Consider the following 13055-nt stretch of genomic DNA (forward strand, 5'->3'; position numbering starts at 1 on the left):
CCATCTTCCCTATATCTTCTCTATAGCCATTTTAGAGCATGCAGGAAACGCAGCCCTCAACTTCAGTCCCTTCAAGTGCCATTTGGCGGAGGCGAATGTAGTAGAGGGATTTAATGCCTTTGGAGTAGGCGTAAATCTGGGCTTTGTTAATATCGCGTGTCGTGGCTGTATCCGGGAAGAACAGTGTGAGAGAAAGCCCCTGGTCTACATGCTGAGTGGCAACAGCATACGTGTCCACGATGGGTTTGTAGCCTAGCTCGTAGGCGTCGGTGTAGTACTCCAGGTTGTCGTTCGCCATGAAGGGTGCCGGGTAGTAGACGCGACCGATCTTCCCCTCTTTACGAATCTCAATTTTGGACACGATGGGGTGGATCGACGAGGTGGAGTTATTGATGTATGAGATGGATCCCGTGGGCGGGATAGCCTGCAGGTTCTGGTTGTAGATGCCGTCACGCATGATGTCGTCGCGCAGCGTCTTCCAGTCCTCCTGGGTGGGAATCTGGACGCTGGATTTGGCGAAGAGTTCCTTGGCTTTATCGGTAACCGGTACCCATTCTTTTTCTATGTACTTCTCGAAGAACTCGCCGGTGGCGTACTTAGATTTCTCGAAGTTAATGAAGCGGGTGTTGCGTTCCACCGCCAGCTTGTGCGATGCCTTCAGAGCGTAGAAGAGCACACTGTAGAAGTAGATGTTGGTGAAGTCGAGGGCCTCGGGTGAACCATAGTGGACGTGTTCACGAGCAAGGTAGCCATGCAGGTTCATCTGTCCCAGGCCAATTGCGTGGCCTTCTGAATTAGCGCGCGCAACAGACGGCACCGACTGGATGTTGGTCTGGTCAGATACTGCGGTAAGGCCACGAATGGCGGTTTCCACAGTTCTTTCAAAGTTGGGGGAATCCATTGCCATGGCAATGTTCATGGAGCCCAGGTTGCAGCTAATGTCGCGGCCAATATGGGAGTAGCTGAGGTCATCGTTATAGGTGGAAGGGGTGGACACTTGCAGAATCTCTGAGCAGAGATTCGACATGGTGATTTTTCCTTCAATGGGGTTAGCCCGGTTAGCGGTGTCCTCAAAAACGATGTAGGGGTAGCCCGACTCGAACTGAATAGTGGCTAGTGTTTGGAAGAACTTGCGGGCATTAATCTTGTACTTCTTAATGCGGTGGTCGTCGACCATTTCGCGGTATTTCTCGGTGACGTTAATGTCGGAGAATGCCTTACCGTAGACGCGCTCCACATCGTAGGGGCTGAAGAGGTACATGTCCTCATTATTGCGGGCGAGTTCAAAAGTGATATCCGGGATGACAACGCCTAGTGAGAGGGACTTAATGCGGATTTTCTCGTCAGCATTTTCACGCTTCGTGTCGAGGAAACGCATGATATCCGGGTGGTGAGCGTGCAGGTAGACAGCGCCGGCACCCTGCCGGGCACCCAGCTGGTTAGCGTAGGAGAAGGAGTCCTCTAGCAGTTTCATGACGGGGACAACGCCGGACGACTGATTCTCTATGCGTTTAATGGGGGCGCCTTGCTCACGCAGGTTAGTGAGGAGGAGAGCAACGCCGCCGCCACGCTTAGATAGCTGCAGGGAGGAGTTGATGGCGCGGCCGATAGATTCCATATTGTCCTCGATACGCAGGAGGAAGCAGGAAACGGGCTCGCCGCGCTGTTTTTTGCCTTCGTTGAGGAAGGTGGGGGTGGCGGGTTGGAAACGGCCGGTAATAATTTCGTCAACAAGGTAGCGGGCCATTTGCTCGTCACCTTCTGCAAGGGCTAGTGCCACCATGCAGACGCGGTCTTCATAGCGTTCTAAGTAGCGACTACCGTCAAAAGTTTTCAGTGTGTAGCTGGTGTAGTACTTGTAGGCGCCGAGGAACGTTTTAAAGCGGAAACGATGCGCGTAGGCCTGCTGGAAGAGGCTCTTAATGAAGGCGAAGGAGTACTGGTTAATGACCTTTTCGTCGTAGTAACCGTTCTCCAAAAGGAATTCTAGTTTTTCTTGAAGAGTGTGGAAGAAAACAGTGTTCTGATTAACATGCTGGAGGAAAAACTGGCGAACAGCTTCGCGGTCGGACTCAAAACGGATTTGTCCGTTTTCGTCGTAAATGTTCAACATCGCATTCAGTGAATGGTAGTCAAGCGGTTGGCCGTTCTCGTCAGTCAGAATCTTCTTTTCGCCCATAATTCCTATTTTCTCCTCTGCCTCACGCAGTCTTCACAACACAATAAATATTTACAATGCAGTATTCACACAGTGTACAGTCTTCGTACAGCATGCAGTCTTCACACAGAACGTTCATGCAGTTCAATATGATCCAGCACGGTACAACGCGATTCAGTGCAACACCTCAATAAGGTGCTTTAGCCATTCTTTAGTATTAGCAGAAGGGTGTAACACACACATCAACGTCGCCAACGACATACTGAATACGCGATGACGACGTTGTGTAGCGGTGCTGTAGTGATGATATTCGGGACTGTTAGTGGCTGTTCACTCTGTGCGTACTTTTCCTAACCTTAGGCGGCTTGCACAGCGTACTTGTTGATGAGATCAGGGCGGAAACCGCTCCAGTGGGTTTCTTCGGTGACGACAACGGGAGCTTGGAGGTAGCCCAGGGCGAGGACATACTCGCGGGCTTCATCGTCGATGGAAATGTCTACGATCTCAAACTCAACACCAGCATTGTTGAGAGCCTTCTGAGTGGCCTTGCACTGCATACATGCGGGTTTGGTGTAGACGACGACGCTCATTGTTATCCTTCGCTAGCGACAACTGATTCACATCACTGTGACTGACACAAAAGACACTATAACTTGTGCAAAATTTCCGCTAGTACCACTAGATATAGGAATTACAAAAGTGAAATTCCCATGTCGATATCTCATTTTTTGGGATTTAACGGGAAATGCGTGGAGCCTGTCACCCACATCTTGCGTTCGTTCAACTCACAAAGATGTGATTCTGACGCAAGAAACTTTCACTTTAGTATGTGATATATATCACATACTGTAATGGGTAAAAAGTAAGGACATGAGAAACACCCATGCCCTTTACTTTTCGTCTTTCACAAATTAACCCTGACGACCTTTGAAGCGAGGGTCTTTCTTGTTAATGACATAAAGTTTGCCATGACGGCGCACAATCTGAGCGCCCGGCTTGTTCTTCAGCGACCGGAGGGAATTACGGACCTTCATGCGGACGCTCCTTTCTTAAGCCAACACAATAAAGTTAAGTCTATTGCCAACCGATTTGCACGCGAGAAAACCACAATGCTGGCTGACACTCTCGAAAGAGTTTACCGGATTTCCCCCACTACACCAAAGTAAGCAGCAGATACACCCTACTTCTCCGCATAACGCAGACGGAACTCCTCCTCAATATCCGGAAGCGACCGATTCTTCGTCTCTGGAATTACCTTGTCCACAAAAACAAACGACAGCACACACAGCACCGCAAACACAAAGAACGTCCACGCGCCGCCAATACTTTCCAAAAGCGGCGGGAAGCACATAGCCACCACAAAATTCATAAGCCACAATGCCAAACCAGCAATGCCCATGCCAATACCACGCACCGCGGACGGAATAAGCTCAGATACCAGCAGCCACGTCGCTACCGACACCGCAGACTGCTGGAACACCATAAAGACACCCATTAACGCAAGCATGAGGCTAGACGCCCACAACTCATCTGTGGGAGCAAGCCAATACACCAAGGTAAGCGCCACTAGAGAAACGGCCGTGCCCGCTAAACCACCCAGTAGCAAGGGGCGCCGCCCCACCTTATCTACAATGGACAGGCCAACCCAGCAGGATATGACCGACACAACACCAATAAGAATAGAGCCAAAGACCGCATTTTGGCTGGTCCACCCAACATTCTTCAACATGGTGGGGGCATAGTACACAATGGCGTTAACACCCGTCACTTGCTGGATCATCGCTACGACAATAGCGATACCCATAACAGTTTTAATCCACGGAGTACCTAACGCAGACCACTCAGACTTCTTGTTTTTCTTCTCAGCAACAGCAGCAGCCAACGAGGCAAGCTCCTCATCAATATGGGCTGCGTCATCACCCCGCCGCAAATGGCGCAACACTGCCGCAGCATCATCAGGCCTATCCTGCAGCAGATAATACACAGGAGAATCAGGCAAAAAGTACGTACCAATAGCAAGCACAACTGCCGGTACTACCCCCAGCCCCAACATAAGACGCCAATTCTCAGATGGTGCAAAAGCCGAGTTCACCCCGTAGGCAATAAGCTGGCCCACCACAATCATGAGCGAATTCAACGTAGCTAACCGGCCACGCACACCCTGCGGAGCAATCTCAGAAATATACATGGGGACAATAATGGATGCCCCACCAACCGCCACACCAAGGAAGAAACGAGAAATGGAGAGGCACACTGTGGCAGCTGCCGCCGAAGTACCCCCCGAAAAAGCACACGCCAAAGACGCCACAATAAAAAGAATGCCCGCCCAAAATACAGCCCACCGACGGCCAATGGCATCCGCCAGGCGACCACCCGAAAGCGCGCCGAGAGCAGCGCCTATCATCAAGATGGAGGTGATGACGCCCTCCTGTGTGGCAGACATGTCAAAATCAGGCTTAATGAAAAGCAATGCCCCAGACATGACACCGGTGTCATAGCCAAAAAGAATGCCGCCTAAAGCAGCAATAGCAGATACCAAGCCAATACTGGACGTTCTATGCTGGACGCTCGCCGGTACTGCAGCATCCTTCGTGGGAGTTGTAGTCATGATGGCATTGTAGTGCACAGACCCACTCCCACCACACAACCCCGTACAGTGTTACAGCACAGCGCCCCCAGTACAGTGTCACAGCACAGCACCCTAGTACAGTGCCGTACGGGGAAAAGGATAAGCTAGCTTCATGAGCACTCTTCGGGACCGCATTATCGCAGAACTCCACGTACAACCCACTATTGACCCGGCGAAAGAAATTCGCACACGCATCGACTTCCTCAAAAACTATGCCCGCACAACCGGCTCACACGGCTACGTGCTAGGCATTAGCGGAGGCCAAGACTCCACCCTGGCAGGGCGCCTTACCCAACTCGCCGCGGAAGAACTCCGCCAAGAAAACTATCATGCTGAATTCATCGCCATGCGTCTCCCCTACGGCATACAAGCAGACGAAGACGACGCCCAACTAGCCCTCCGATTCATCCAGCCCGACGTGTCCCTCACCGTGAATATTAAAGACGCTACCGATGCTGCAGTCGCCGCCGCGGCCACAGCTCTGGGCGGCGAGGACATTAGCGATTTTGTGCGCGGCAACGTGAAAGCCCGCCAACGCATGGTGGCGCAATACACCGTAGCTGGGCAACGCCACTACCTCGTTGTGGGCACTGACCATGCGGCAGAAGCCGTCACTGGTTTCTACACAAAATTCGGTGACGGGGGCGCAGATCTCACCCCTCTTAGCGGGCTCACAAAACGACAAGGCGCCGCACTGTTACAAGAACTAGGTGCCCCCGCTGCAACGTGGGAAAAAGTCCCCACCGCCGACCTTGAAGACGATCGCCCCGCATTACCTGACGAAACCGCGCTGGGAGTAACCTACCGGGACATTGACGACTACCTTGAAGGAGTAGCCGGAAAACCCTCCCCGCAGGCGTGCGGCACAATTGAAGCACACTTCCTCCGGTCCCGGCACAAGCGAACCTCCCCTGTTGCCCCCTACGATACGTGGTGGAATTCATAGTCTTTTACTGGGTACTAACCGATTAGACTGAGACTACAGTAATTTTCTCGCCCGCTGATATCCCAACACAATACGGTCAACACAATGCGACCAACAGTTACGGTCAATAGGATAGAGGAAAAGTAGAAAGGCCTTAACGTGGCTTCGCGTAAACACCATGCGGCTGCCCTCGCTCTTGCCGCCGCAGTGCTTCTTCCCCTCAGCTCACAAGCCTCACCATTCGCGCTGGCGCATGCGGCAGAAATAGAATCTAGTAAACCAAGTGCTGCACCGACACTAGGACGGCAGTACTCGCATCTTCCCGCTGCTAACTCTTTGCATTCGAGCTTCAACCCCTATGCAATGGACGCTCCTATCTATCACGATAGTGAGCGCTGGGACTGGCTGAGCTATCCAGAAAAAGTGGTCCCAGGTGGACAGATTATTAACATAGACACTGGTGGACAGTGTTCAACGGGATGGATTGTCTCCCAAAAACAACGCTATTTTATTCTCACTGCCGGCCACTGTGGCCGCGTGTATGACCGCTTCGCCATCCGAGACCGCAATGGGAACAGTGCAGTTATCGGACAAATGGTGGAAAGGAAAAACCTCTCCAACAACAGCAGTGGCGACTACGCCCTCATCGAGCTTTCTACTCTCCAATACGTCGATCCACGACTTCCTGGCCACAACCAAGTACCTGGCTGGTATGGGGTTCAATGGCTTAAACAAAACCATCCCCGCACCGTTTGCCATTTGGGCTACCGTACCGGGGAATCATGCGGACAGTATCTAGGTGTTGACGACCTAGGATACATTCATTTCCGCGGAATCGTCGACCATGGCGACTCTGGCGATCCCGTCTATGTAATGATCAAGGGCACCCCCTATGCGGTAGGTATTATCTCCTGGGGACAGCCGACAAACGCCACGGATGTTGCTGCACAACCCATCCAGACCGTCATGCAACGCTGGGGTCTTACCCTCCACGCCTAGCCGCAACAGTAGCTGCAATGCTCAAAATTGCAGCCTGCAGAATTATGGCGCTCGCACCTACCAAAGCACATCAGCACAAATAAAGAAAACCCCTGGTCAGTTACGACCAGGGGATTTCTGCTCTGTGGAGCTAACGGGATTCGAACCCGTGACCCCCACACTGCCAGTGTGGTGCGCTACCAGCTGCGCCATAGCCCCAGTGCCTTTCGGCCGCTTTAGTTAAAGTACACCACTTTTTACAGCGGTACCAAATCGCCTGGTCATAGCTGCAGTGTGAGTTCTGGGAAAATATGAAAAGGCTACTGTGTAACGTCCTCATGAACGATAAGTGCCCCGAGATTACTCTCTCGGGGCACTTATCAAAGGGTCCTTATGGGGAACGTTTTATGCTTTACTTCTTCTCTTCACTGTAGAGGGAAGTGACCCAGTCCGATTTCTGCGTATCGATTCGCTTACCATCAGTGAAGACTGCGGGGGTACCGGAGTCCTTACCAAGGCGCTTACCGAGGTCCTTCATATTATCGTTGCCCATCTTTGATGCGCGCATTGTGTCATACTGGCCAGACTTGATCTTGTCGAGGGCGTCGCCCTTAATGCCGGCCCGCTTTGCTTTGTCTGCGAGATCCTCATCGGAGGGCTCTACGGTGTCCTGGCCTTCTGCGGGGGCAGTGTGCCACAGGATGGAGTGGAAGCGGAAGGCGGATTCAGCGTCGCCGGTTAGTGCTGCGGTTACCAGGGCAGCATTGGCGCGGGTAGAGTACTGGGTTTTACCGCTCTGGTTGAGGAAGTCCATCAGATGCACGTGCAGGATAACCTGATTGGATTCAATGGCGTCGGCCATTTGCTTACCGTATGTTTTCTCTAGCTCCGAGCAGAGTGGGCAGCGTGGGTCCTCGAATAGTTCGACAACTTTAGCATCCTTTTTTGCGTCCTTGGAGCGGAATTCGATGTAGTCGTCGGAAACGTTCACTACTGAATTTTTGAGGGTGATATCGGCACCATCGGCGGAATCGTCCTTACTTTTGACACCCATGTGGATGCCTACTCCAATGATGACGGCAACGACCACAATAACGAGGAGGCCCCATAGCCACCCGTAGTTTTTCTTGGTCGAGGGCACGTACTTGGATGGAGCAGAGGCGCGACGCTTATTTTTCTTCTTTTCCACGGAGGAACCTTTCATAGTGCAGCTGCGGACTCACACAGCTATGTTAGGGGTGACGGCGGAGCGGGGCACGGCTTCCAGGTTCCACCGCAAGTGGTGTGTGAGGAAAGCATGCCAACCATACGGCGAACACCATAAAGGCGAGATCGCGGGCGATCTCTGAGAGATACGTGAGATGGTCTGCTTGGGGGTCGTATCCGCCGCCTCCAAAGCATCCACAATCAATCTGTAGTCCACGTATCCATGCTTGCGCAATCATGACAATAAAAACAGTAAAAACGACTGCTGACGCAATTGCCATCCACTTATTCTTAATGCCTAGGAGAAGGAGCACACCGAGCAGTATCTCTAATGCCGGAAGCATGAATGCGACACTGGCGACTGCTGCCTCCGGTAGAACCCGGTAGGCGCGAACAGCTACCCGTGTCTCCATCATGTTACTGGCTTTGAGGACACCAGATACTATCCAAATCCCAGCGAGCACAAGACGGGCGAGGAAAGATACCCACGTAACCCAAGGGCGGACGTCAGAATCCTGCCCCTCTGTTCCCTCTGCGGAGCAGCATTGGGTATCGCTCACGACGTTTTCTACAGTGGTCACGGGTTCTATCCTAGCGAGGAACAGCCAATTAGTCGCTTTTAGCTTCGGTAATCACAAGCAGACTAACGATCCTGTACACACCATTTATCGTCTTGTTTCTCAGCATGGTAGGTGATGGTGTGCCTATCTGCTGTCATCTCTTCAATGGCGTGGTTTCCTTCTTCACGGCTCATGTGAATTCCAGAAAGGGACTTATCGCTAATTTTGTCCTTAATATCGTCGGCATGGAAGTTGTAGACAATAATAGCTTTAGAGTCTTCCTTCTTCGCGACTTTTACCTCGGCATTAGGGTTATCCGACAATGCTTTTAGCATGTCATCTATAAAGGGCTGCAAATCTGCTGATTCCTGCGACTGTTCGGTCTCATCTGCCATAACCCCTTCCAGATGGGGGGTTAAAGCACCATACTTCAGAGGCTGGGCAGGCGCTTCGCACAGGTACTCACTAATGCCTGTACCATCGCGCAGATTTGCTTGTAGTCCCTCCGCAAGACCATCCGCAGTTTTTGCAGACGTTGTTCCCTTTCCAAACACCAGAGCGCACACCACAATAATGACAACCAGGATGACCGCGCCCACGGAGTATCCCACAACACGCTTCTTCTTCGACCCTTGCTTCTCCTGCTGCGCTTCAGCCGGATTCACGTCCTGCTGGGGATAGCTTGGATAATTCGGATAGCTCTGCTCAGTAGCGTTGTGCTCGGTAGCGTTGTGGTCAGTGCTGTGCGGGTCGGAAGGTGTCGTCATCAAAAATCTCCATACGTTGCGTGGTAGTTATTCACATAATGCCATGATCTGCAGGAACGATACTTCCCTGATATAGGGCACTTTCTACTAAACGTACACCGCTACTGCCTCCTATGAAACAGCTTTTACTGCAATGTTGTAGAGCAGGTGGGGGCTTTTGCAATGTCGCGTAGGACCAGACATTTCTCCATTATTTAGTTAGGCTATCCTAAATAAAGAAGTACTCTACCTACGCCGGAGGAAGCCCATGCTCATCGTTTATTTCTCCAGCACCACCGAAAACACTCATCATTTCGTTCACAAACTAGGCTTACCATCTGCGCGTATTCCCATTAAAAAACTGACGGACCCCTCACCGTCACCAAACCATACGTCCTCATCTGCCCCACATACGGTGGTGGCGTAAGTATCCACGGGGGACAACCTCGCCCTGTCCCCATCCAGGTCATTCGCTTCCTTAATGACCCCGCCAACCGGGCACTTATTCGCGGAGTTATCTCCGGCGGCAACACCAACTTCGGCGCCGACTACGGCACCGCCGGGGACCTCATCTCCCATAAATGCCACGTCCCCCACCTCTACCGTTTTGAACTCATGGGCAACGACGAAGATGTCACCACCGTCCGCAACGGGCTCATAGAATTTTTTGATTCCCTCCCCAACATCTAACTCCCTAGTTTTGTCTGCCCCCAGCCACACCACCAACAACACCCCGAAAGGACACTTATGAACACCCAGCACACAACAACCCCCGCCCACAGACACGACTGCCCCAGCGACTCTGCTTGCCCCATCGCTGCCATCAACTGGGACCACCTCATCGACGACAAAGACCAAGAAGTGTGGGATCGCCTCACCGGAAACTTCTGGCTCCCCGAAAAAGTCCCGCTCTCGAACGATATCCCCAGCTGGCAAACCCTCAACGACATGGAAAAACGCACCACCATGCGGGTTTTCACCGGGCTCACCATGCTCGACACCATTCAAGGCACAGTAGGCGCAGTATCCCTCATCCCCGACGCCCTCACCCCACACGAAGAAGCCGTGTACACCAACATTGCTTTCATGGAATCCGTACATGCTAAAAGCTACAGTTCCATCTTCATGACACTCACCTCCACCAGCCAGATCAACGAGGCATTCCAATGGTCAGAAAACAACACTCACCTACAGAAAAAAGCCACCATCATTCTCGACTTCTATGAAGGAAAAGACCCCTTCCGAAAAAAGATCGCCTCAACGCTCCTAGAATCATTCCTCTTCTACTCCGGCTTCTACCTACCCATGCGCTGGTCCGCCCACTCCAAACTCACCAACACCGCCGACGTCATTCGGCTGATTATCCGCGACGAAGCAGTCCACGGATACTACATCGGCTACAAATACCAGCGCAGCCAAGACCAACTGTCACAAGCCGAAAAGAAGGAGCTCGAGGAACACACCTACGACCTCCTCAACGACCTCTACCACAACGAAATCGAGTACACCGAAGCCCTCTACGATGACATCGGCTGGACCGACGACGTGAAAAAATTCCTCCGCTACAACGCCAACAAAGCCCTCAACAACCTTGGCTACGACGGAATATTCCCCGCCACCGACACAAAAGTAGACCCCATCATTCTGGCGTCACTCAGCCCCAACGCAGACGAAAACCACGACTTCTTCTCCGGCTCCGGCTCCTCCTACGTTATGGGAACCACCGAAGAAACCGAAGACGATGACTGGGACTTCTGACCGTATCCCCACCACTCTACACAGTGCCATACTCGTGCCAAGATTTTGCCAAGATTTTTCAAAAGGCCCCACAAAGCAGCTACGGTTAATAAGAAAGAAATATGATAAATTAAGTTTTCGCTATGCAAAAAACTCCCATCCCACCATGGCACAGATGCGCACTAATAATGTTCGCAATTATCGCTGTTCTCCTCCCCCCTCAGCGGCTGCGGACTTTACAGTGCTTACAGTGCTCTATCCCCATACACATCCAGCTCCGACGATGATGAAGAGCAGGAAGATATTCACCATTCCCACTCCACACCCTTCACGGACGACGATACTGACGACGACCAAACATTTTCACCAGATGGGAGTTCAGATTCCCCTATCTATCACAGTAGTGAGGAATGGGCCTGGCTTAATTACCCAGGCAAAGTCATTCCCGGTGGACAAATAATAAACATTGATCAAAGCACAGCATGCTCCACTGGCTGGATTGTAGGGCGCGAACAGCGACGCTTTATTCTCACCGCCGGACACTGCGGTCACGTCGGAAACCGCTTCGCAGTCAGCGACTCTCAAGGAAACCAGACAACCATCGGCGAGATGGTAGAGTCCACATACATCCAAACAGGCGGAGCCGATTATGGTCTCATCGAGCTCTACAATACAAACTACGTCACTGCGGCAATGCCATTCACGCAAAAGCTACACGGCTGGTTATCCCTTGATGAACTTAACGATCAACGCCCACGCGTGTGCCATCTAGGATTCCGCACAGGCCAATCCTGCGGCGCATACCTGAACTACACGCAAAGTGGAATTATCCAATTCCGCGGCTATGTTGACCATGGAGACTCCGGCGGCCCCGTCTACGGCCTGGTCGACGATAATATTTATGCCACAGGCATTATTTCTTATCTGCAACCGGACGACTCTACACGTGTAAGTGCGCAGTCTATTGAGCCAGCCATACAACGCTGGGGCTTAACGATTTACGCCTCCTAGCCGCCACACCTATTAGAGCTACTACCAGCACAAATAAAGACGACATAAAGAAATCCCCTGGTCGTTGCTGACTAGGGGATTTGCAAATTGTGGAGCTGCCGGGAATTGAACCCGGGTCCTCCGCAGCTTTGCCAGGACTTCTCCGTGCGCAGTGAACTACGCCCTTACTTGGTTCTCCGGAGCACGCTCACAAGCCCGGAAGGCGAACCCAGCTACTGTGTGATGTCCTGCCACCTGCCGTAGCCGCAGTTAGCAGTAAGCCCCCTTGATGATGTGGGAAAACACCGGATCGGAGACACTTCCGGGCCCACAGACTAGCTGTCGCTATTAAGCAGCGAGAGCGTAGTCGCGCTGAGTATTTTCGGCGCTTAATAAGGTGCTACGACGCTTACGGTGGTCTCTAGCCTGCACCGGCACGCTTCTCCTGACGCAACATACGTAGTCGAAACCGTTCAGCCCCTCAGAAAACCAAAAGGCTTATCACCTGAAAATCAGGCGATATTTCAGGATATCCAATAGTGAAGGTATGGTCAATAGGCTGCAGAATATTTTTATCCGGGCATGCCTTTCACACGCCGGCCAAGTTCCCGGATAACATCGCGCTCAGCCTGGCGGCGTGCCAGATCCTGCCGCTTATCGTGCGCTTTCTTACCTTCTGCAAGGCCTAATTCCACTTTGCATAGACCATCTTTAAAGTACAGTTTTAGCGGCACTAAAGTAAGGTGGCCATCGCGGATCTTACCTTGTAGGTAGTCAATTTCGCGGCGGTGGGCAAGCAGTTTGCGGGTGCGGCGCGGGGAATGGTTCGTCCAGGTTCCGTACGAGTATTCGGGAATATGGAGGCCGCGGAGCCACAGTTCCCCGTCATCAATGGATGCCCAGGCGTCCACCAGGGAGGCTTTGCCTTCCCGTAGACTTTTGACCTCGGTGCCCACCAACATAATGCCAACTTCATAGGTGTCCAGAATGTTGTAGTTATGGCGGGCAGAGCGGTTAGTGGCAACAGTAAAATTGCCACCATTTTTCGCCAATTCAGCAGCTTTTTTCTGCTGGGCCTTTTTCGACTTTTTACCCATCTAATACCACTACTTCACTACCCTATTAC

At 52.1% G+C, this 13055-nt stretch carries 12 protein-coding genes, 1 tRNA gene, 1 other RNA gene and 1 pseudogene; 5 read left to right on the plus strand and 10 right to left on the minus strand.

Going from position 1 to position 13055, the window contains the following annotated elements:
* Positions 1-31: 31 nt before the first annotated feature.
* The 4 genes from nrdE to QZV76_RS05055 all read right to left on the minus strand — a co-directional run bounded on the left by nrdE (position 32) and on the right by QZV76_RS05055 (position 4766).
* A complete protein-coding gene (gene nrdE / locus QZV76_RS05040) occupies positions 32-2179 on the minus strand; it encodes a class 1b ribonucleoside-diphosphate reductase subunit alpha (RefSeq protein ID WP_290598767.1) in 2148 nt (715 codons plus the stop codon).
* 335 nt (positions 2180-2514) lie between these two features.
* Positions 2515-2748, minus strand: a complete 234-nt coding sequence (gene nrdH / locus QZV76_RS05045; protein WP_290598768.1) for a glutaredoxin-like protein NrdH — start codon at positions 2746-2748, stop codon at positions 2515-2517.
* Between the two features lie 321 nt (positions 2749-3069).
* The gene (ykgO, locus tag QZV76_RS05050) at positions 3070-3192 is read right to left on the minus strand and encodes a type B 50S ribosomal protein L36 (RefSeq protein ID WP_290598769.1); all 123 of its coding nucleotides are present in this window, start codon (positions 3190-3192) and stop codon (positions 3070-3072) included.
* A 146-nt stretch (positions 3193-3338) separates the two neighbouring features.
* On the minus strand, positions 3339-4766 hold the full coding sequence (locus QZV76_RS05055; protein ID WP_290598771.1) for a sugar porter family MFS transporter: 1428 nt from the start codon (positions 4764-4766) through the stop codon (positions 3339-3341).
* A 133-nt stretch (positions 4767-4899) separates the two neighbouring features.
* Here QZV76_RS05055 and nadE point away from each other — a divergent pair, with 133 nt between their 5' ends.
* Both nadE and QZV76_RS05065 read left to right on the plus strand, forming a co-directional pair.
* Positions 4900-5733 carry an ammonia-dependent NAD(+) synthetase gene (gene nadE, locus QZV76_RS05060; protein ID WP_290598772.1) on the plus strand — a complete coding sequence of 278 codons (834 nt, stop codon included), beginning with the start codon at positions 4900-4902 and terminating at the stop codon, positions 5731-5733.
* Positions 5734-5871: 138 nt separating this feature from the next.
* Complete coding sequence (locus tag QZV76_RS05065) at positions 5872-6711, plus strand: trypsin-like serine protease (RefSeq protein WP_290598773.1); 840 nt, start codon at positions 5872-5874, stop codon at positions 6709-6711.
* Positions 6712-6836: 125 nt separating this feature from the next.
* Here QZV76_RS05065 and QZV76_RS05070 read toward each other — a convergent pair.
* The 4 genes from QZV76_RS05070 to QZV76_RS05085 form a co-directional block, all read right to left on the minus strand.
* Positions 6837-6909, minus strand: a tRNA-Ala gene (locus QZV76_RS05070).
* Between the two features lie 193 nt (positions 6910-7102).
* A complete protein-coding gene (locus QZV76_RS05075) occupies positions 7103-7879 on the minus strand; it encodes a thioredoxin domain-containing protein (protein ID WP_290598774.1) in 777 nt (258 codons plus the stop codon).
* A gap of 43 nt (positions 7880-7922) precedes the next feature.
* On the minus strand, positions 7923-8477 hold the full coding sequence (locus tag QZV76_RS05080) for a MauE/DoxX family redox-associated membrane protein (RefSeq protein ID WP_290598775.1): 555 nt from the start codon (positions 8475-8477) through the stop codon (positions 7923-7925).
* Positions 8478-8539: 62 nt separating this feature from the next.
* The gene (locus QZV76_RS05085; RefSeq protein WP_290598776.1) at positions 8540-9223 is read right to left on the minus strand and encodes a hypothetical protein; all 684 of its coding nucleotides are present in this window, start codon (positions 9221-9223) and stop codon (positions 8540-8542) included.
* Positions 9224-9470: 247 nt separating this feature from the next.
* Between QZV76_RS05085 and nrdI the strand changes: the two are divergent.
* The 3 genes and pseudogenes from nrdI to QZV76_RS05100 all read left to right on the plus strand — a co-directional run bounded on the left by nrdI (position 9471) and on the right by QZV76_RS05100 (position 11950).
* Positions 9471-9892 (plus strand): annotated as a pseudogene (gene nrdI, locus QZV76_RS05090) (class Ib ribonucleoside-diphosphate reductase assembly flavoprotein NrdI).
* 57 nt (positions 9893-9949) lie between these two features.
* Positions 9950-10960, plus strand: coding sequence for a class 1b ribonucleoside-diphosphate reductase subunit beta (gene nrdF / locus QZV76_RS05095; RefSeq protein WP_290598777.1), 1011 nt, complete (start codon positions 9950-9952; stop codon positions 10958-10960).
* Between the two features lie 444 nt (positions 10961-11404).
* A complete protein-coding gene (locus QZV76_RS05100; RefSeq protein WP_366664346.1) occupies positions 11405-11950 on the plus strand; it encodes a trypsin-like serine protease in 546 nt (181 codons plus the stop codon).
* Between the two features lie 87 nt (positions 11951-12037).
* Here QZV76_RS05100 and ssrA read toward each other — a convergent pair.
* Positions 12038-12410: a transfer-messenger RNA gene (gene ssrA / locus QZV76_RS05105) on the minus strand.
* Positions 12411-12501: 91 nt separating this feature from the next.
* The gene (gene smpB / locus QZV76_RS05110; protein WP_290598778.1) at positions 12502-13026 is read right to left on the minus strand and encodes an SsrA-binding protein SmpB; all 525 of its coding nucleotides are present in this window, start codon (positions 13024-13026) and stop codon (positions 12502-12504) included.
* Between the last annotated feature and the right edge of the window lie 29 nt (positions 13027-13055).

Origin of the sequence: Lawsonella sp. (genome assembly GCF_011525565.1) — a bacterium.
GTDB lineage: Bacteria > Actinomycetota > Actinomycetes > Mycobacteriales > Mycobacteriaceae > Lawsonella > Lawsonella clevelandensis_A.

Coding starts and splice junctions, on each gene's coding strand:
- QZV76_RS05085 (WP_290598776.1), bottom strand. CDS start 9,223: ATGACGACACCTTCCGACCCGCACAGCACTGACCACAACGCTACCGAG.
- nadE (WP_290598772.1), top strand. CDS start 4,900: ATGAGCACTCTTCGGGACCGCATTATCGCAGAACTCCACGTACAACCC.
- smpB (WP_290598778.1), bottom strand. CDS start 13,026: ATGGGTAAAAAGTCGAAAAAGGCCCAGCAGAAAAAAGCTGCTGAATTG.
- nrdE (WP_290598767.1), bottom strand. CDS start 2,179: ATGGGCGAAAAGAAGATTCTGACTGACGAGAACGGCCAACCGCTTGAC.
- nrdF (WP_290598777.1), top strand. CDS start 9,950: ATGAACACCCAGCACACAACAACCCCCGCCCACAGACACGACTGCCCC.
- ykgO (WP_290598769.1), bottom strand. CDS start 3,192: ATGAAGGTCCGTAATTCCCTCCGGTCGCTGAAGAACAAGCCGGGCGCT.
- QZV76_RS05055 (WP_290598771.1), bottom strand. CDS start 4,766: ATGACTACAACTCCCACGAAGGATGCTGCAGTACCGGCGAGCGTCCAG.
- nrdH (WP_290598768.1), bottom strand. CDS start 2,748: ATGAGCGTCGTCGTCTACACCAAACCCGCATGTATGCAGTGCAAGGCC.